Source organism: Lentzea kristufekii, assembly GCF_033949925.1.
Classification (GTDB): Bacteria; Actinomycetota; Actinomycetes; order Mycobacteriales; family Pseudonocardiaceae; genus Lentzea; species Lentzea kristufekii.
In genome coordinates, this window is the sequence record NZ_JAXAVV010000011.1 from 287,558 (window position 1) to 306,937 (window position 19,380).

A 19,380-nucleotide genomic window follows, 5' to 3' on the forward strand; every position below is an offset into this window, starting at 1 on the left:
CTGTCGCGACCGCCGCGCAGTCAAAAACTGCGGGTCAGTTCACCCGGTAGGCCCTGATGACCGTCTGGGTCACCGTGTTGCCGTCCTGGTCCGCAGCGTTCGCGCGCAGCGACACGAACCCGGACGCCGGGTTTCGGATGACCGCCGACCAGGTGCCGTTCACGTGCAGCACCGGCACCCGCTGCCAGGTCCGCCCGTCGTCGCGGGACACCTCGACCTGCTTCGGCTCGGCCTTGCCGCCCTGTGCGCCCGGCTGGCGGTCGACGCGCAACGGTACCGAGAACAGTGCGTTGCGGGGCGCGCGGTTCGTCAGGTCGAGCTCGGGGTCGAAACCGATCGACAGCAACGGCAGTGGTGTGGCGGCGGTGGTGTGCCCGGAACGGAAACCCCATTCCGCGCTGACCTTTGTGGACAGCGGCCATCCCGGGTTGTTCCGGCTCGCCTCGGCGGTGAGCCGGTAGTTCGCCGCGCCCGCGGGCACCGTGAACTGCCCGCTGCCGGGTTGGCCGCTGCGGGCGATCTCCTTGCCGTCGATGTGGAGCACGGTGTCGCCGGTGTCACTGGAATCGGGGAACCCGGAGTGGCCGGCCGAGTCGGAGAACAGCGGCAGACGGGTGTTGATCTTCTCGCCCGCGCGGTACGCCAGGTGCGGCTCGGCCGAGAAGAAGCCCACCGGCCCGGTGACACCCGGCCCGATCACGGCCTTGCCCCAGTCCACGGTGGCCTTGTCACCGGACTTGAAGGTCCGTTTGGCGGCCACGTAGTCCTGTGCGGCACCGCCCGCCGGCACGCTCACGGAGTTCGTCCAAGTGGCAGGGGAGTAGTACTCGGTCCGCTCCCGGGGAAGCGGAGTCGGCGTCGACTCCAGCGCGCCCTCCAGGTCGTACTTCCCGTCCGTGGCGAACATCGACGCGTAGCCCACACCGTCCGCCGGCGCCCGGTAGGTCGTCTTCACCGTGGCCAGATCGCTGTTGCGCGGCCGGTAGGTCACGTTCGCCGGAATGTCCCCGTAGCTGGGGAACACGAGCTCGTACCGGTACGGGCTCACCGGCAAACCGGTCAACGTGACGGACGCGTTCGGCAACTTCGCCAGCCGAGCACCCTCGGGGCCGAACGTGGCTGTCAACGGGAGTGGCGGCGCCTCCATCAACCGCACGGCGCTGCCGGAGAAGTGGAACAGTGCGGAGTTCGCGCCCGCCTCGGCGATTGCCCGCACCCGTGGGCTGAACTCGAGGCCCTCACCGTTGCCCAGGGTGAACACCGCCAGTTTGCCCTTGAGATCGGCCGCAGCGATCTCGCCGGGTGTGGCATGTCCAACGTCCACAGCGGACAGTGCACGAGAGCCGGCCGGCCGCGGCGAGCCCGATATCCACTCCACGGGGACCTCGAACGACTCGGGCTTGTCGACCGTCAGCCGGACCTGGGGCCGTTCCAGCTTCATCCGGTCGAAGTACCGGAACTCCTTGGTGTGCTTGGTGGTGGGCGCGGTGTGTTCGTTGTAGTCCGACAGGCTGTAGTAGCCCACTCCACGTGCTCCGGTGTCGACGACCATCCCGTTCGTCCAGGAGATCGGGCGGGCGTCCTTCTCATCGGTCTGCACGGTGACCTTCTTGCTGTTCCTGGCGTCCAGCGTGACCGTGGTGTCCTTGTGCAGGCCGACCTCCGGATCGGCCACCCTGGTGCTCGTCGGGAGGGGCTGACCGGGCACTGCGGTCTGGATCGTGCCCAGCACGGCGTACCGGCCCGCGGGCAGCCGCACGGTGCTGTTGTTCCCCATCAGGTCGAAATCATCCTGGCCTGTGCCCAGCGCAACCCACATCGCGCTCGCCAGCAGGCCGTCGGCCGGCGCAGCGCCGTTCTGGTCGATCAGCTTCGTCGTCAGGTCATAGCTTTCCGGTTCCTTGTACGCGCCGACCGGCGTCTGGATCACCGTGTCGCCGGCGCCGCTCCTGGCAACGAGCCTGCCTCCGTGGACACCGATCTGGGCGGCGGAGTGGTCGAAGGTGACCGACACCGTGGCCTCGCCGTTGGCGGGCACCACGACCTGGTCGACGTTCGTGCGGAACGCCGGGGCGTCCATGCTCAGCTGCAGCGAAACCGGTGTGCCGCCGGTGTTGCTGTACGTGATCTGCTTGGTCGGCGCGGGCTGGTTGTACGGCCACCGCACGAAACCGAGGCTCAGGCTCCCGGTGCTGGGGATGATCGTCTGCCTGGACGCCCGGCCCACGTCGAGCCGGCCGGCGCCCTGCTGGTAGATCGTGGCGTCGATCGGGGTCGCGCTGCCCATCAGCGCGGCCTTGATCTCCCGGCCGGTCCAGTCCGGATGCTGCGCGGCCAGGATCGCCGCGGCACCAGCCACGTGCGGCGTCGCCATGGAGGTGCCGCTCAGCCGCGCGTGGTGCTCGTCGACAGCGCGGTCGGCGAGCGTGCCCTCGGCCCGTGCGGCCACGATGTCCTCACCGGGCGCGGAGATGTCCGGTTTGACGGCGTGGTCCTTGAACCGCGGTCCGGGCTGCGAGAACCTGCTGTACTTGTCCTGCTTGCTCACGCTGGCCACGGCCAGCGCGGCGTCCGCGGATGCCGGGCTCGCGACCGGCCTGCTCTGGCCGTCGTTTCCGGCCGCGACCACGAACAACGTGCCCTTCTCGGCCGAGAGCCGGTTGACCGCGATCTCCAGCGGGTTGCTGACGCCGTCACCGGACCCGCCCCCAGACTCATGTTCACGACCTTGGCGCCGCTGTCCGCGGCCCACTGCATGCCCGCGAGGATCGCGTCGAACGGGCAGCCGCCCGTCTGGCAGACCTTGCCGATCAGCAGGTCCGCGCCCTTGGCGACGCCGGTGTACTTGGCGCCACGGCCGGCGACGGTCGAGGCCACGTGCGTGCCGTGCCCCACGGTGTCGACGATGCCTTCGCCGGTGAAGTCCTTCTCGCCCTTCACGATCCCGGCCAGGTCAGGGTGTTTCGGGTCGTAGCCGGTGTCGAGGACAGCGACGGTCGCGCCCGCGCCGGTGTACCCGGCCTGCCAGGCGGCCGGCGCGCCGACCTGCGGCACGCTCACGTCCAGTGATGGATGAACCTTGCCGTTGAGCCAGATCTTGCCCACGTCGGCCTTGTCGAACAGTTCCGCGGCCTTGTTCTTCGGCGTGGCCACCGCGGAGAGCCCGACCGTCGGCAGTTCACGGGTGATCTTGCCGAGCGTCCGGGCGCCTTTGGACTCGACCAGCAGCGGGATCTCAGGCGTGTGGGCGTCGTCGTAGCCCAGGTCGATCAGGCCGGTCACGTCGAACAGCTTGCGATCCAGTGTGCCCGCCCGGATCAGCGGCTCGGCGACCGATGGGATCACCGTGACGCCCTTGGCGCTGACCGACTTGATGAACCGCACCGGCCCGAGCCGGGCTGCCGGCTGGATCTTCGCGTCCCAGGAGCCGTCCTTCCTGGTCACGGTCACCTTGTCGCCGGTGATCAGCGTGACCGTCCTGGGCGCCTCGGCCGGCGCCGGTGCAGGTTGTCGCGCGGCTGCCGGTAAGACGGCCACACCGGTGGCCACCACGGCGAAGACTGCCGCATGGATGAAACCGCGTTTGTGCACAGATCGCCCCTTGTGACGTCGGCTGGTATCCCTTGCCTCTATGACTCGTCGAGTGGATCAACCTGTTTATTCGGGAAGACGGGTAAACGGAGCGCCGTCGAGGCGAGTCTTCAAGGGTGATGGCTGACTACGACGACTTCGCCCGAGCGCAACCTCAGGCCGACCTGTACGACATCGCCAACCGGCTCGTCCTGCCGCGCTGACCGCGGCTCGAACAGCGGCGAACCAGAACCTGTTGCCGTTCAACGCTGGGGGTACAGGTTCTGGGTTGACCGGGACGTAGATGCGGCGACATCGTGCCAGAGGGCTCGGCCAGGTTTTGACGAGGTGGTGCATCGACGGCGGATGACCACCATCAGCGACAACTTGCTTAAGGCATAACCAGCCTCGTAAAACTGCATGGCATGCTTCCGAATCGTTGTCTCGTTGCCGTCAGGAATCTTGTTCGTCAGCTCGCGCGCGGTACTGCCCATGACGCCCAGCGCGCCGAGGCCATCGTGAAGGCCACCACCTTCTATGGCGACGCGGACGTCATCGCCAAGGTCTTCCGGCCTGGGTGAAGCCACGGTCGGCATCAACGTCAACGACATCCCAGAGCCGCACCGCCTCGCCGAGCGCGGCTGGTAGGACTTCCGAACAGAGGGGCGCACCCACTTCGGGTGCGCTTTTTTGTGTGGATCGAAGTGGATGAGTCATACCAATATGGCCAAGTATGCAGGTAGCGACCGCCCTGACCAGGCGTCCAGGTGGACTAGTCCGACTCGTTCCCTTCAACATGTACTACCTATTGACCGTCGCGGCGCCGAGCCCTACCTTGGGGACTGCGCGCTCTCTGCCCTCGACTCGACGAATACCAGTGACAGGTTCGTCCACTGTGGACTCTGCGTTGGCCCGCCGCCAGTGATGAGAACTCTTAGCCAGGACAAGGAGTTCAGGCATGGCACGAGTGTTGGTGCGGGCCGTGGTCGCGGTAGTGCTGGCCGTGGCCGGGGTGACAACCCCGGTCCCGGCGGCTGGTTCCGCCGCCCCGGTGCCGGACGTGAACGGGGTCGCCGCGGGCAACGCCGCGATCGGGTCCGTCGATCTGGCCGGCAGGTGGAGCTTCACGCCGGCGGGCCGGCCGGCCACGACGATCACCGTGCCCGGTGGTGGCTGGTACAAGCAGGGCTTCACCGACGTGTCGGAGGCGACGTACTCGCGCACCATCACCGTGCCCGACTCGGGGCAGCCGCAGTCGGCGTGGATCGAGTTCGGCGCGGTGAACCACCAGGCGACCCTGTCGGTCGACGGGCGGGTCGTCGCCACCCAGACGACCGCGTTCACCCCGTCGAACTTCGACATCACCGCTGTCGCGGCGCCTGGCACCACGCACACGATCAGCGTGAACGTGAAGGGCCGCAACGCGTTGAAGACGCCGGCGGGCAAGTACCTGGTTCCCGACGCCGCCAGCTGGTCCGAGGCGGTGCCGCAGGGCATCTTCCGTTCGGCGTTCCTGCGCGTGTACCCGGCCGTCTACGTGAGCGACGCCTTCGTTCGCACCTCGGTGACAGACCAGAGCCTCACCTATGACGTGTCGGTCACCAACACCTCTGGCAGCGCCCGCACCGTGACCCTCGGTGGCACGCTCGCCTCGGACAACGGCGCGAACTTCAGCTACCCCGCCCTGCCCAGCCGCACGGTCACCGTCGCGGCCCGATCCACCGCGACGGTGACCGTCGGCCCGGTGGTGTGGTCTCTCGGCTCCGCGTCGTACTGGTGGCCGAACGTGCCGTACCGCCAGGGATATCGCGCTCAGCTGCACCGGCTGTCGGTGCACGCGTCCACCGATGACGGCCGCACGAGCGACGCCACGTACCGGTTCGGGTTCCGGGAAAGCACCCAGAACGGCGAGCACTACCGCCTCAACGGTGTGCGGCTGAACGTGCGCGGCGACAACCTGCAGGGTGCCGACTACGACCGGATCAACAACGGCGGCAAGGGCGACGCCTACCACACGCTGCCCGGCTTCCTGCCGCCCTCGGCGGGCAACGGCGGCTGGCCGCAGGCGGTCGACAACTACCAGCGGCTCAACTACAACGTCGTCCGGATCCACCAGGAGCCGGCCAGCCCGTACATGCTCGACACGGCCGACGAGCTCGGCTTGATGATCATTGACGAGACCGCCATCCGCGGCTCCGGCGGCCCACAGGACTTCAACGCCGGTCGCGCCAACATGGTGGCCCACGCCCGCGCACTGGTCCTGCGCGACCGCAACCATCCCGCGATCATCCGCTGGAGTCAGGTGAACGAGCCGAACGGCGGCGAGTTCGACTCCGAGCAGTTCCAGCGGGAGCTGTACGCGGCCATGAACGGCGCCGACGGCACCAGGCCGATCATCGCCGAGCTGGGCACCGGCGGGTCGCCCAACCAGTATCCCAGCATGACGCAGGCCAACTTCAACCTCATCCCGCACTACCTCGACGGCTTCGGCCGCTACGGCGAGCAGACCTGGTCCGTGGCCGGTCGGCCGGACGGCGAGGGCGAGTTCATCTGGCCGGCGTGCAACACGAAGCAGGGCTTCGAGTGGTTCGCCACCGCGACCGCCGCCAAGCGCGGCAAGGACACCAGCGACATACGGCCGTACACGCTGCTGTCCGCCTGGGCGAGCGTCATCCCCGGCGTGCGGACCACGGACTTCATTCCGGAGGAGGGCGGCCGCCCCGTCTACGGCGTGGACAACCTGCCCGACCCGTGGAGCAATGCCCAGATCCAGCGGGTCCAGGCCGGGTTCAACCCGGTCGCCGCGATCGATCTGCCCTACTGGTCGGCCTCCGGTGCGTCCGACGCGAACGGCAGCTTCCCGCTACCGTCGGCCGTTCCCGGTTACGCCGGCAACACCAGGGTCGACCGCACCGTCACCGTCTTCAACGACACCCTCACCGGCACCGCCGTGGACTTCGCCTGGAGTGCCCGGCTGGACAGCCCCACCGGCGCGGTGATCGCCTCCGGCAGCACGACCCTCACCATCCCGCTGGGGTCGCGCGTGACACAGCCCGTGTCCTTCACGACCCCTGCCAGCGGCTCACGGGTGTACCTCGTCCTGTCCACCGCCAAGTCCGGCACCACCACGTTCACCGACACGGCCCAGTACTTCACCCTAGGCGCCGGCCAGAGCCCCACGCCGGGCAAGTACCGCATCGTCAACCGCAACAGCGGCAAACCGCTGGCCATCGCCGGCAACTCCACCGCCGACGGCGCCAAAGCCGTGCAGCAGACCGGAAACGCGACCTGGACCCTCGGCACCGGGCAGAACGGAGCCTTCAGCCTGCGCTACGACGCGACCGGCAAGGTGCTCGACGTCAACGGTTCCTCTTCCACCACCGGGTTGCAGCTGCAGCAGTGGACCGCGAACGGTGGCACCAACCAGCAATGGTTCCTGCGGCCGGCGGCTGGTGGCTACTTCACCATCGTCAACGTCGGCAACGGCCTCGCGGCGGACGTCTACGCACAGTCCACAAGCGACGGTGCGCAGGTCGTGCAATGGACTGCCAACGGCGGTGCCAACCAGCAATGGCAACTTCTGCCACAGTCCTGACTTCAGGTGGACAGGAAGAAGATCGCGGTGGCCAGCAGAAGTGCGAACACCGCGAGCACGACGACGAGCGTGATGCCCGTCCCCGGTGAGCGGTGCGATGCACCGCGCACCGGGACGGCGACTACATCGTCAGGTTCACCTCGTCCAGCTGACCCAGCGAGGTGGGCAGCGGTTCGTGGTGCAGCACGCCGAGCCGTTGGGTGGCACGGGTGAGCTCCACGTACAGCTCGGTCGCGCCACGCGGGCCTGTGCGTACCGAGAAATATGTCCGTGCAGGTCAGCAGGTATCGACGGGTAACGCTCGTCGTCCGGCATGATCGCGGCCGTGCTGGTTCGCTTCGCCTGTCTCGCCGTCTCCCATGCCTTCACCGCGCTGTGGCTCTTGCGTACGACTGATCAGGAGAAGGAGGTCGATCGCGGCTGATCGCCAGCGGTCCGCCCTCCGCGAGATCGCCTCAGGACACCCGACGTTGCGTTCTGCCGCCAGGTCCCCGACTTCTCTGTCCACCAAGATCGCCTTGTGGGAATCCGAACTGGCCGTGACGACTTCTGAAACTTGATACGTCGCTGCCACACGTGCGTCCCGCCGTGCCCGGCTGCACCGGATGACCACATCCGGCACGACGCCGTGGGCTGACGCGCACGATCCGCGAGGAGCTGGCGACGTGGTCGACGAGGATCAGCTGCCCGCCGGGCGCAGCACCCGGATCATCTCGTCGACTGCGGCCTCGTGGTCCGGGATGGCGCACAAGCTGAACGTGCACACCACGGTGTCGAACGAGGCGTCGGCGAACGGCAACGCGTGGGCGCTGTCCTGCCGCAGTGAGATGGCCCGGCCGAGGTCCCGGGCACGTGACCGAGCGTAGGCCGCGTCACGGTGCGAGTGCGCTCTAGATCTAGAACCCAGCTCGCGCGAAGTCGAAGGTGGCCGATAGTCGGCTCAGCCACGTAGCGTCGGCATGTGCCAGAAGAGGGTGAGGTCATCGCCGGGCGGTACCGGCTGGTGTCGTTGATCGGGCAAGGATCCATGGGGGTGGTCTGGCAGGCGCGCGACGAGCAGCTGGACCGCGTGATCGCGGTCAAGCTGCTCAACACGGACCGGCGGTCCCCGGACGCGGTGGCGCAGATGCTGCGCGAGGGCCGGGTCGCCGGTCGGCTGCGGCACCCGCACGCGATCAGCGTGCACGAGGTCGTCGAGCACGACGGCAAGCCCTGTCTGGTGCTGGAGTACCTGCCCTCCCACAGCCTCGCGGCGCTGATCGCCGAACGGGGCGCGCTACCGCCGGGCGTGGTCGCGGCCGTGGGCAGGCAGGTCGCCGCAGCGCTGGCGGCGGCGCACGCAGAGGGCATCGTGCACCGGGACGTCTCGACCTTCAACGTCCTGCTGGCCGATGACGGCATCGCGAAGATCACCGACTTCGGCATCGCCCGCGCGGTCGGCGAGGGCACGGTGACCGACGCCCGCTTGATCGTCGGCACGCCGGCCTTCCTGGCGCCGGAGGTGGCGGCGGGCGAGGCGGCGACGTTCGCCTCGGACGTGTTCTCCCTCGGCGCGACCCTCTACGCGGCACTGGAGGGCGCGCCGCCGTTCGGTGTGGACGACAACCCCTACGCGCTCCTGCAACGCGTGGTCCGGGGGGAGTTCGAGCCGCCACGGTCGGGTGGCCCGCTCGGCGAGGTGCTCCTGCGCCTCCTGCATCGTGACGCGGCACAACGCCCGACGATGGCCGAGGCCCACAAGCTGCTCGCGGCGGTCGCGGAGGGACTGCCGCTGCCCGCTGCACCCCCGAAGAGCGGGACGCGGATGCTGCTCGTCCGCCGCCACCTGCCACGCCGGGTGATCGCGATGGTCGCCGGTGCGGCCGTCCTGGTCGCCGCCGGTGTTGTGATCGGCACCGTCGTGCAGGGCGACCGGCCCAGCAGCAGCGCCCAGACCAACTCCACCACGGCGACGACCACGGTCACGACCGCGACCGCGTGCGTTGCCCGTTACGAGGTGACCAACTCGTGGCCGGGCGGCTACCAGGTCGAGGTGACCGTGGGCAACACCAGCCGAGGCGGCCTGACCGGCTGGACCATCACGTGGCAGCCGGCTGCGGGCCACACCATCGGCAACCTGTGGAACGGCACCCTGACCCGGAACGCGACCGCGGTGACCGTCACCAACGCCGGCCACAACGCCGTGCTCGCTGCTGGGGGAACCACCGCGTTCGGGTTCGTCGCCAGCGGTCCTGAACCCGCTCGCCCGGCCGTGACCTGCTCCACCGCCAACTGAAACGTTGGCTTACCGGTCAACGGAAGCGAGGCGGCGGGGCTCCAGGAACGCAGCCACCAGGTAGGCGGGGTGATCAACGAGTACCGATGTGGGCTTGAGCTGCAGCGATGACTTTTCGGGCGGTACAAGATCGTCGGCCAACAGCGCGCGTTCGAGCACCAGATCGGCGAGAAACGCAATGAGGACATCCGCACACTCGGGCAACGGCTGGTGACGGCGCGCGAACTCGGTGACTTCGGCCATGTACTCACGGCGGAGCTGCCGCGAGTCGGGATCAGGATGTACATGCGGTGCCTGGGACACTGGACCCCCGATCACCCGCGAGACCAGGAGTGCACCGTGCAGCAGGGAACCGTCCGTTGGTACGACCTCGAGCGCGGCTTCGGCTTCCTCGCCCCCGACGACGGCAGCGACGACATCTTCGTGCACGTCTCGCAGGTGCAGGGTGAGGGTGCGGCACGGGCGCTGCGCGAGGGCCAGACGGTGGAGTTCGAGCCCGGTGAGGGACCCCGCGGTCCGCAGGCGCTGCACGTCGTCGTCACCGGGGACGTCGCGTCTGACGCGGCCCTGGGCGTGCTCGCCACCGTCTCCTGGTACGAGCCGGCCAAGGGCTACGGGTTCGCCGCGCCGGACGGCGGGGGTGCGGAGGTGTTCGTGCACTCCTCAGCCATCGTCACCGGGGGCGTCCTCGCGGCCGGGCAGCGGGTGGCCTTCGTCGTCATCGCCGGGGAGAAGGGGCCGCAGGCCCAGCACGTGGTGCCGCTGAGCTTCGACGCCGGGGTCCGCACAGCCCCTCTGGTCGCGCCCGGCGACGGTGCCGACGGCTCCGTCCTGTGGTTCGACGAGGAGAAGTCGTTCGGCTTCGTGGCCGCCGACGACGGGGCGGGCGACGTCTTCCTGCACGTGCGCGCCCTGGTCGATGATCTGTACCTGCCGGCCGAGGGCGACCGGGTCTCGTTCACCACGGTCACCGTGGACCAGGGTCGTCAGGCGCGCGAGGTGCGGTTCGTGGCCACCGGCGAGCCGGTGGAGGCCGCCGCGGCCCCCAGCCAGGCCCGTTCAGTCACCCGGCCCGCAGCCCGCGCCGGCGACGGCTCGGTGGCCCGCTACGACGCCGACCGCGGCTTCGGGTTCATCACCCCCGACGCGGGCGGGCCCGACCTCTTCGTGCACGTCTCGGTGGTCTCCGGCGAGCCCCTGGTGGCCGGCGAGCGGGTGCGCTTCCGCATCCGGCAGAGCGACCGGGGCCCGCAGGCCGACGCCGTCGAGCGCGCCTGACCGTCCGGGACGGTCCTACGACGCCTCGGAGCGGTCGGTGTAGCGGCGCTGCCACGGCGTCTCGACCGCCCGGCGGAACGCTGGTCCACGACGACAAGCCGGTCCACGGGTGAACGCAGCCGGTGGGTCAGTAGAGATCGGGCAGGGCTTTGGTCACGACTTCGTTGAACTCCTTGAGGTGCGCCTCAAGGGGCTCACTCGTTCCTCGCGCTGCCGCGTGGCCGGCCGCCCAGACGGAGTCGCCGGCGCGCGTCCGGAGCTCATCGGCTCGCCTCCGCAGCTCGTCGTTGAACACGCGTGCTCTGGCGGTCTCGACGGTTCAGTGTGGCGGCTCGACGCGGTCGGTCCGTTCGAGGTCGGAGATCCACAGGGCAAGTGCCGCCCGTGCGTCGCGCAGGGTGCGTGCCGGCTCGCCGAGTCCGTGCAACGCCAGCCGTCGCTGTTCGAGCCTGGGGCTCCGGAACTTCGGGAAGGCGAGCTTGAGGCACGTGTCGATCATCTCGGCGTGGTAGTGCAGCAGTTGAGCCACCCGGAACTCCAGCGACGCGCGGTCGGCGTCGCCGATGAGGTCCATCGCCCATCCGTGCAGCCGGCAGTAGTCGGACGCGACCCGGCCGCCCTGGCGGGCCACCTGCGCCGGGGTGTCGCCAGGCTGCGCGCAGGCGCCGATGATCTGCTCGGCGGCGGGCTGGAGTGCGATCGCACGGGTGGCTACCTCCAGCAGCGACCGCAGCGCGACCAGACGCGCGGCGGCGGAGTCCTTCGCAGCTGCCACGTCCGCGCTTGGCCGCGGGCGACGCCCCGGAATCAGCATGTGATCCACCAGCCTCGATGAGCCAGCCCAGAAGCATCCAGTATGAACCGCCACGAGGCGCGCCGCGAGGTTCGGGAGTGTGGATGGGCTTCCGCCGTTCGGGGTCGCGCTAGACGGCGCCGACGGTGACCAATTGGCAGGAGTGGCTCGTTGCGACAGCATCGGGGTCTTGTGCGGCGGATCCGTTCGCTTCAGTGCCCTCGCACACTGCCGTTGGAACGACCTGGGCTGAGCGGGTACGAGATCGAACAGCCGGTGCGACACGCTGGTGGGGGAGTACGAGCGGGCGTTTCATGGTGATCAGTTCCGTGATGTTGTGTCCGGGCTGACCGTCGTCTGGTATTTCCCTGCCTCCACGACTCGTCGAGTGGATCAACGTGTTCATTCGGGAAGACGGGTAAACGGATCGCCGTCGAGGCGAGTCTTCCAAGGTGATGGCTGACTACGACGACTTCGCCCGAGCGCAACTGCCGCGGTTGCTGCGGTACGCGACGATGCTCACCGGCGAGCGGGAGCAGGCGGCTGATCTGGTGCAGGACGTGCTGGTGAAGGTGTACCGGCACTGGTCCCGGATCAGCGGTGCGGATCATCCCGACAGGTACGTGCTGCGGATGGTGACCAACGGCTACCTGTCCTGGCGACATAGCTGGTCCGCGCGTGTGATCACGTCGGGTGACCTCCCCGAGGAGGCACGTGCGGACGATTTCGCGTCGGACCACGCCGCGCGCGAGGACATGTGGCAGCGCCTGTCGCGGCTGCCCAAGCGCCAACGTGCCGTGGTGGTGCTGCGGTATTACGAGCAGTTGCCCGATTCCGAGATCGCCGGGCTGCTGGGCTGCGCCCAGGCCACCGTCCGCGCACACGCCCACAAAGCATTGGCCTCGCTGCGAAACGGCTTGGCCGTCGAGCAGATGGCGGAGGCCAGGGAGACAAGATGAACATCGAGAACCTGATCAAGGACACCTTCACGGCGCGCGAACACGACGCGCCCGACAGCGACGCGGTGCTGGCCGCGGCCCGCCGACGCATCGACAGCAGGCGCTCCGGGCTGAGCCGGCCGCTGGCGGTCGCCGCCGGGGCGACCGTGCTGACCCTCGGCGCGGTCACCGCCGTGGCACTGAACCGGCCGGACCCGGTGGACCAGTCCCAGACGGTCGCCACCGCCAACGGTTCCCAAGACAGTCAGACCTCGGCCCCCACCGCCCCGGACCCGGCGGGTCTGCGGATGCCCTACTCCCTGGGCTGGCTCCCGCCGGGCGCGATCGCCTACCGCGCACAACGGATCAACGTCGGGTCCAGCGCGGGCAACCCGGAAGCGCCTCTGTACGGCGGCGAGTACATGCTGACCGTCACGGCCGGCGGCCAGGTTCTGGAGGTCGACGTCCAGCAGTTCCGGATGGTGCCGGTGGATCAGGCGATGTTCAAGTCGGGCCCGGGCTCCCCCGTGACGATCAAGGGACAGCGCGCCGTCGAGAGCTCCGTGTCCACCGGGCCAGGTGGGTACGAGCTGTACGTGGAGCACCCCGACGGCGGTTCGATGTACGTGCACGTGTCCGCCGCGCACGGCAGCACCGCGCCCGCGCAGCAACTCGTCGACAACGGCCGCCGGATCGCGGAGAACATCCAGTTCCCGGGCACGACGACCGTCACCCCGGCGTTCGGCCTGCGCGACCTGCCCAACGGGATGCGGATCTGCGCCTTCAACGTCCAGCAGCCCGCGGACCGGCCCGGGCCACGGGCCACCACGAGCTACTCGCTCGGCACGTGCACCGTCCAGCCGACGGTCCACGTCAACAGCGCGGTCGTCGGCGAACCGGAGGGCACGCCGGGACAGCCGGTGCAGGGCCGCGCGACGCGTTACACCGACGAGAACGGCTACCACCGGCTGTGGGTCCTCGACGCGCTGGAGGGAGCCCCGGTCGTCATCGCGGGCCGGGTACCACCGGCCGACCTGTACGACATCGCCAACCGGCTCGTCCTGCCGAACTGACCGCGGGAACCGCAGCGCGGCGACCTTGCGCTCCCTCGCGTCGATCCCGGTGTACTCGTCGAAGCACCTGGTGAACTGGAAGTTCGAGAACGAGGCCGCGATGCGCTCGACCAAGATCCGGAATCCGGCCCCGCGTCGCACGAACAGCGGTCCGGACCTGTCAGGGACGCAGAAGGATCTTGCCCCGCCGGCCCGGGGCCGCGTTGCCGCGCGCGGCCTCGGCGATCTGCGCCAGCGAGTAGACGTGCTCGACTGGCAGGGTGAGCGCGCCCGAGGCGATGCCCGTGACCAGTTCGCCCAGCAGCGAGGTCCGCTTGCCGGCCGCCATCGCGGGGAAGACCTTGCTGCCCCAGAAACCGGTGACGGTGACCTGCTTGAAGATCACGTCACCCGAGCTGATCTCGAGGGTGGGGGAGGCCATCGCACCGAACACCACGAGCCGCCCGCCCTCGGCGAGCAGCGAGACGACGTCGCCTGCGGCCGTACCGCCGACCGAGTCGACCCCAGCCCTGATCGGCGCGTCGCCGACGATCTCTCGAACCCGGTCGCGCCAGCCGTCGTCGTCGGTGGCGACGACATCGCCGATGCCCTGCGCACGCAGTTCGGCCACGCCGTCGGCACGGCGGACGAGGCCGAGGACGTGGACGCCGCGGGCCGCCGCCAGCTGGGCGACGAGCCTGCCGACGGCTCCGTTGGCGGCGTTCTGGACGAACCAGTCACCCTCGGCGAGCTCCAGCGAGTCGAGCAGCGCGATGGCGCTGAAAGGCATCGACACCAGCTGGCTCGCCGCCTCGTCACCGATGGCGTCGGGAACAGGGATGAGCGTCTGGGCGGTCGCGACCACGAACTCGGCCCAGGCGCCGAAGGTGCCACCCGACGCCACGCGCTGGCCCACCACGAGGCCGTCCACGCCCTCACCGAGCGTCTCGACGACCCCGACGAACTCGGTGCCGGAGCGTGCGGGCATCTCGGGCTTGAAACCGTAGGTTCCGCGCGCGGTCCACAGGTCGTGGTTGTGGACGGGGGAGAGCAGCACCCGCACCAGGACCTCTCCGGGACCGGGCTGCGGAGCGGGCACCTCCCGCACCTCGAGGACCTCGGCGGGGTCACCGAACTTCTGCTGGACCAGCGCGCGCATGACATGCCTTTCCGTAGGTGCCGGGGAACGTGTCCCTGCCTCCGACCTCACACCATGCGAAGAGAGGTCGCACCCCAGAACAGCAGAACGACGGAGTAGGCCACGAACAACCACCCCGCCGTGGTGCGGGAGCACCGGGCCTTGCGCCGCAGCAACCGTGCGATTCCCACCCACGCCAGAGCCGGCAACCCCGCCAGCAGGGGCAGCGACAGCAGGCCCCGGGCACCCGCGAACAGGCCTGCCCAGTAGTCGAGGGGCAGCGACACGTCGAAAGCGATGCTGCTCGGCACGCCGACCATCAGCGCCACGACGCCCCAGACGGCCGACGCGATCGTCCAGCGCGACCTCGCGCCGGCCGAGAACGTGCCCCAGTTCACCAGCGTCACCCCGGTCGCCGCGATGGCGCCGCCGCAGCAGAGCCAGCCCACGACCGTCGAGACGACGGGAACGAGTCCCACCAGGTCACCTAGCCCTGGCAGCAGCAGCTCCCACATCAGGAAATGCCCGCCGATGACCGCGCCGACGGCCCCGATGACGAGCCAGGTCTGTCTGGCGCTCCCACCACGAGCGCTCCGCGTGGCCGCGGGCAGCTCGGGAGGCGAGGTCCAGCATCGCGACCCCCCGCGCCCTTCTGGGCTGGCCCGCGGACGCACGGCCCGCGCTGTTGCGCCGCCGCTGCGCCTTCGACCGCCCTGCTCGTCCCCGTGCCACGACGGCAGCCCAGTTCGAACGCGGTCACGGAGACCCGCCCGCTCTGGCGCCGTGTATCGCCGATGTATCAGCCGTGTATGCGACCTCCGGATGCTGTGGGGGCCGTACAGACATGCGAAAAGGGGATCTCATGCGGTTCACCAAAGTCACGGTCGCTGCCATCGGCCTGCTCGGCGCGGCCCTGATCGGCACCGCCGCTCCGGCCGGCGCGGCCGGCGGGCAGGCGTTCAGCCCGAACGTCGAGATCGCGCAGCCGTGGTTCGACGACACGGCCACCGCGTCCGCCGTCGAAGGCGACGTCAGCATCCAGCAGACGGCGGACGGTGCCATCAAGTGGATGGCCGACCGTCGCGGCAGCACGGCGTACGAGGGCTACTGCGAGCGCGCCGTCCGCCTGGCGTGGAACCGCTCGACGCACCACGCGTCGGCGATCGACCACTGGCGGTCCTCGGACGGCGCCCGCCACACCACCGGCACGCCACCCAGGGGAGCGTTCGTCTTCTGGAACATCAGCCAGTACGGCCACGTGGGCATCGCGGACGGCAACGGCGGCTTCTGGTCGACCAGCGTCGGCGGCAAGATCGGTCACCCTGGTTCGACCGGCTACTTCAGCAACTACCTCGGCTGGAAGTACGGCAACAGCAACTGATCCAGTGATCCCGCCGCGCGTGCGAGCGCTCGCCGCGCGGCGGGTTCGCCTTCCCGGTTTCCGGTGCGGCGGTAGGTTTCCAGCGCCTGCAGCAGGAGGGTGTGCGCCTCCTGCGGGTGGCCGTTCGAGATCAACGCCTCGGCCAGCTCGACCTGGGCGAACGCCGTGCACCGCTCGTCGGTGAGGTCCGTCAGGATCGTCACGGCCCGGCGTGCGCTGACCAGCTCCTGCTCGTGCTCGCCCGTGCTGCGGCAGAGCGCGGAAAGTCGCACCAGCACCAGGGCTTCGCGGTGTGCGTCACCGAGGTCCGCGGCGAGCCGCCGGGCGTTCGTGAGCCACTTCCGCGCCTCCTCGGGCCTGCCGAGCGAGCTGTGAACCCCGCCGATCGACGCCCGCACGTGTGCCACGGAATGCAGATCGCCCGCGAGCTCCAGCAGCCGCAGGCTTTCGCCGTAGAACTCCATCGAGCGCTCGTACTCCGCCTTCAGCCGGTACACCACGCCGATGCCCGCGAGGGAGGTGCCCTGGCCGCGGTCGTCGCGGAGCGAGCGGTAAAGCTCTTGTGCCGCAAGCAGTCCTTGCTCGGCCTCCGTGAACTCGCTGCGGTAGATGTGCACCTGGGAGATGCCGCGCAGCAACGCCGCCTCGCCAACCTCGTTGCCGGCCGCGCGGACACTCCGCAACGCCCGCGCGTGGGTGCGCGCCCAGTCCTCGTAGTGGCTGTGCAGGTCGAAGAACGGCACGCAGGCCGCCGCGAGCTGCCACGCCACCTCGTCGAGGCCCGCGTCCGCCGCGATGTCGACCGCGCCGCACAACGTGCGCCGTTCCGCCTCGAACCACGCGACGGGCTCGGCGAGCAGGTGCTCCGGTGCCGCGACCGGGGCGACGTCGGCGATGGTGGTGCCGAACGTGACGGGCAACCGCCGTGCGGCCGCGACCGCGAGCCAGAGCCACGCGCGCAACGTCCGTTCGAGCGCGGCCCGGCCGTCCGGCAGTGAGTGGTTCAGGGCGTGGCACCGCAACAGGTCGTGCAGCCGGTAGCGCGGCTGGCCGATGCCGTCCGCGCCGAAGGTCTCGAGCAGATGAGCGTCGACCAGCCCGTCCACGAGGTGCTCGGTGCCCGGTTCGCCGAGCAATGTCTCGACCACCCAGCTCGGGAAGTCGTGCGGACCGAGCAACGCCAGCCGCACGAACGCCTGGAACTCGCGCGGGGACAGCTGCCGGATGCTCAGGTCGAAGCTCGCCCGCACGGCCAGCTCACCGGAAGTGAGTTCGCGCAACCGCGTCGACTCGTCGACGAGCCGCTCGCGCAGCACCTGCATCGACCACCGCCCGCGCCCGGCCAGCCGCGCGCCCGCCACCCGGATCGCCAGCGGCAGGTGCCCGCACGCCGCCGCGATCGCCGCCGCTTCGTCGGGCTGGGCGCACACCCGGTCCTCGCCCGCGATGGCGGTGAGCAGTTCCGCCGCCTCCTCCGGGGAGAACGGGGACAGCTCCACCTGCAGCGCGCCGGGCAGCTCCGACAGCCTGCGCCGGCTGGTCACGAGGACCGCGCAGCCCGCGTCGGCCGGGAGCAGGGGCACGAGCTGGCTCACCGAGGCGGCGTCGTCGAGCACCACCAGCACCCGCCGACCGGCGAGCTTGGAGCGGAACAGCGCGGCACGCGCGGTGACCTGCGCGGGCAGGGCGGCACCCGTGATCCCCAAGGCGTGCAACAGTTCCGTGAGCACCTCACCCGGTTCGCGCGGGTGGTCGGAGGTGCCGCCGAGGTCGACGTAGAGCTGTCCGTCCGGAAAGTGTTCACCGACCTGATGCGCCACCCGGATCGCGAGTGTCGACTTGCCGACACCGGGAGGCCCGGTCACCGCGGCCGGTGCGGAGCCCTGCCGCAGTGCCGTCGTCAGCACCGCGATCTCTCCCGCGCGGCCGCAGAAGTCGAACACCGTCGGCGGTAGCTGACGCAGGGGAGCGGGCGCCGGTTCGTCGCGCAGCACCGCGAGCTGGGCCTCTCGCAGTGCGGATCCGGGCTCCAGCCCGAGCTCGTCGGTGAGCCGCACGCGCATGTCCGCGTAGACCTGCAACGCCTCAGCACGCCGGTTGTCCTGATGCAGGGCGAGCACGAGCTGCCCGCACACGCTCTCGCGGTAAGGGTGCTCCGCCAGCAACGCCCGGAGCTCAGGGATCGCCTCGGCGCACTCACCCGAGGCCACCTGCAACCCGAGCCGCTGCTCGGTAGCCGCGAGTCGAGCCTCGTCGAGCCGGGCGAGGGCAGGCGCCCACGCGTCGTGGCCCGGCAGGTCCTCCAACGGACGGCCGCGCCAGAGGGACTCCGCCCGCCGCAACAACCCCAGCGCCGCGTCGGGTCGCCGCCGGGCTTGCGCGACAAGCTCGTCGAACATCAGCGCGTCGAGTTCGTCAGCCTCGAGTTCGAGCACGTAGCCGGTGCCGTGGGTGCGCAGCTGCTCGTTGAGCAGCTGCCGGAGCCGCCAGACGTAGGTCCGGACGTTCTGCACCACCGACCGCGGCCGAGTCGCGGGCCACAGGGCCTCGATCAGCTGGTCGAGCGAGACGTCGGTGTTCGCGTGCAGCGCGAGGTGCGCGAGCAAGGCCCGCTGTTTGACGCCGCCGAGATTCTCCCTGCGGCCGTTTCGCCAGACCTCCAGAGAGCCCAGCACCCGCACGCTCGACCTGCTGATGGCTCCTCCGCTCCCCAGGACCTGCTCAGGTGTTCGTCCATCGGACGACGTCGGCGCCCGTCGCGTTCCCGCCGCACACCGCGATTCCGAACACCGGTCCCGCGCACCGCCGCCACACCCTCGCTGCAACACCCAGTCGGTGAACCGGTTTTGAGTCGATGTTGCGGGGTAACGCTGCTTTGCCGACACACGTAACGCCGACCTCGATCCTCATGTCCCAGATGAGATGGTTGGCTGCGAAGGCCACCTCGCCGTCGCGGAGGTCGAAGTCGAGTGCTTCACCTCGCTTCAATCGCGCGAAACCTGTTCAGCCTCTCGGGTGAACTGATCGACTAGGGCTCGAACAGCCTTTTCGCTCACCGCAAGCACCTGATCGGACGATCGACGCACTGCTTCGAGGTCGGATTCAATGCCCCCGCACGCCGTGCGGAAGGCTTCTGGATCTTGTCGGTCAGGGTTGCCACGGGCTAGGTGGTACGACCTAAAGCCCTTCAAGATCCTGTCGATTCCGGGATCAACTCGGCATACAGCTCAAGGCGCCGGTCATGAAGACGTTTCTCACGGTCCAAGGCCTTCTCGCGATGGAGCTCTTCATGTTGCCGTTCTAGCGCCGCTGCAACCAATACAAGTGTCGTACACGCCTCAACCTGCACGGATGTAGTTT

General features: G+C 69.6%; 12 protein-coding genes and 3 pseudogenes. 8 read left to right on the forward strand and 7 right to left on the reverse strand.

Annotated elements, in window-relative coordinates; genetic code table 11:
• Window positions 1-34 precede the first annotated feature (34 nt).
• Window positions 35-3,591 (reverse strand): annotated as a pseudogene (locus tag SK571_RS23840) (S8 family serine peptidase).
• Window positions 3,592-4,055: 464 nt separating this feature from the next.
• On the opposite strand from SK571_RS23840, the pseudogene SK571_RS23845 reads away from it, so the two are divergent.
• Both SK571_RS23845 and SK571_RS23850 read left to right on the forward strand, forming a co-directional pair.
• A pseudogene (locus SK571_RS23845) lies at window positions 4,056-4,218 on the forward strand (pyridoxal 5'-phosphate synthase lyase subunit PdxS); the annotation flags it as partial.
• 310 nt (window positions 4,219-4,528) lie between these two features.
• Window positions 4,529-7,165, forward strand: coding sequence for an RICIN domain-containing protein (locus SK571_RS23850; RefSeq protein ID WP_319986306.1), 2,637 nt, complete (start codon window positions 4,529-4,531; stop codon window positions 7,163-7,165).
• Between the two features lie 679 nt (window positions 7,166-7,844).
• On the opposite strand, the gene SK571_RS23855 is transcribed toward SK571_RS23850, so the two are convergent.
• Window positions 7,845-8,072 (reverse strand): class I SAM-dependent methyltransferase, encoded by a 228-nt coding sequence (locus SK571_RS23855; RefSeq protein WP_319986327.1) that lies wholly within the window; start codon window positions 8,070-8,072, stop codon window positions 7,845-7,847.
• Window positions 8,073-8,126: 54 nt separating this feature from the next.
• Between SK571_RS23855 and SK571_RS23860 the strand changes: the two genes are divergently transcribed.
• On the forward strand, window positions 8,127-9,440 hold the full coding sequence (locus SK571_RS23860; RefSeq protein WP_319986307.1) for a protein kinase domain-containing protein: 1,314 nt from the start codon (window positions 8,127-8,129) through the stop codon (window positions 9,438-9,440).
• 9 nt (window positions 9,441-9,449) lie between these two features.
• Here SK571_RS23860 and SK571_RS23865 read toward each other — a convergent pair whose 3' ends face one another.
• Entirely contained in the window at window positions 9,450-9,683 is a 234-nt protein-coding gene (locus SK571_RS23865) for a hypothetical protein (protein WP_319986308.1), read from the reverse strand.
• Window positions 9,684-9,779: 96 nt separating this feature from the next.
• On the opposite strand from SK571_RS23865, the pseudogene SK571_RS23870 reads away from it, so the two are divergent.
• Window positions 9,780-9,983, forward strand: a pseudogene (locus SK571_RS23870) (cold-shock protein); the annotation flags it as partial.
• A gap of 30 nt (window positions 9,984-10,013) precedes the next feature.
• Window positions 10,014-10,718 carry a cold shock domain-containing protein gene (locus SK571_RS23880; protein ID WP_406602023.1) on the forward strand — a complete coding sequence of 235 codons (705 nt, stop codon included), beginning with the start codon at window positions 10,014-10,016 and terminating at the stop codon, window positions 10,716-10,718.
• A 319-nt stretch (window positions 10,719-11,037) separates the two neighbouring features.
• Here SK571_RS23880 and SK571_RS23885 read toward each other — a convergent pair whose 3' ends face one another.
• A complete protein-coding gene (locus SK571_RS23885; protein WP_319986309.1) occupies window positions 11,038-11,493 on the reverse strand; it encodes a hypothetical protein in 456 nt (151 codons plus the stop codon).
• 473 nt (window positions 11,494-11,966) lie between these two features.
• On the opposite strand from SK571_RS23885, the gene SK571_RS23890 reads away from it, so the two are divergent.
• Window positions 11,967-12,470 (forward strand): SigE family RNA polymerase sigma factor, encoded by a 504-nt coding sequence (locus tag SK571_RS23890; RefSeq protein ID WP_319986310.1) that lies wholly within the window; start codon window positions 11,967-11,969, stop codon window positions 12,468-12,470.
• Window positions 12,467-13,522, forward strand: coding sequence for a hypothetical protein (locus SK571_RS23895; RefSeq protein WP_319986311.1), 1,056 nt, complete (start codon window positions 12,467-12,469; stop codon window positions 13,520-13,522). The genes SK571_RS23890 and SK571_RS23895 overlap by 4 nt, the downstream gene beginning before the upstream one ends.
• Before the next feature lie 160 nt (window positions 13,523-13,682).
• Here SK571_RS23895 and SK571_RS23900 read toward each other — a convergent pair whose 3' ends face one another.
• Entirely contained in the window at window positions 13,683-14,660 is a 978-nt protein-coding gene (locus SK571_RS23900; protein WP_319986312.1) for a zinc-binding dehydrogenase, read from the reverse strand.
• A 47-nt stretch (window positions 14,661-14,707) separates the two neighbouring features.
• A complete protein-coding gene (locus SK571_RS23905; RefSeq protein ID WP_319986313.1) occupies window positions 14,708-15,118 on the reverse strand; it encodes a hypothetical protein in 411 nt (136 codons plus the stop codon).
• A 383-nt stretch (window positions 15,119-15,501) separates the two neighbouring features.
• On the opposite strand from SK571_RS23905, the gene SK571_RS23910 reads away from it, so the two are divergent.
• On the forward strand, window positions 15,502-16,020 hold the full coding sequence (locus tag SK571_RS23910; protein WP_319986314.1) for a hypothetical protein: 519 nt from the start codon (window positions 15,502-15,504) through the stop codon (window positions 16,018-16,020).
• On the opposite strand, the gene SK571_RS23915 is transcribed toward SK571_RS23910, so the two are convergent.
• Window positions 15,987-18,701 (reverse strand): AfsR/SARP family transcriptional regulator, encoded by a 2,715-nt coding sequence (locus SK571_RS23915; RefSeq protein WP_319986315.1) that lies wholly within the window; start codon window positions 18,699-18,701, stop codon window positions 15,987-15,989. The two genes, SK571_RS23910 and SK571_RS23915, sit on opposite strands and share 34 nt — an antisense overlap.
• Window positions 18,702-19,380 lie beyond the last annotated feature (679 nt).

Excerpts from the sequence above, each read along its gene's own strand:
- SK571_RS23850 (WP_319986306.1), top strand. The coding sequence starts at position 4,529 with ATGGCACGAGTGTTGGTGCGGGCCGTGGTCGCGGTAGTGCTGGCCGTG.
- SK571_RS23865 (WP_319986308.1), bottom strand. The coding sequence starts at position 9,683 with ATGGCCGAAGTCACCGAGTTCGCGCGCCGTCACCAGCCGTTGCCCGAG.
- SK571_RS23890 (WP_319986310.1), top strand. The coding sequence starts at position 11,967 with ATGGCTGACTACGACGACTTCGCCCGAGCGCAACTGCCGCGGTTGCTG.
- SK571_RS23895 (WP_319986311.1), top strand. The coding sequence starts at position 12,467 with ATGAACATCGAGAACCTGATCAAGGACACCTTCACGGCGCGCGAACAC.
- SK571_RS23900 (WP_319986312.1), bottom strand. The coding sequence starts at position 14,660 with ATGCGCGCGCTGGTCCAGCAGAAGTTCGGTGACCCCGCCGAGGTCCTC.
- SK571_RS23910 (WP_319986314.1), top strand. The coding sequence starts at position 15,502 with ATGCGGTTCACCAAAGTCACGGTCGCTGCCATCGGCCTGCTCGGCGCG.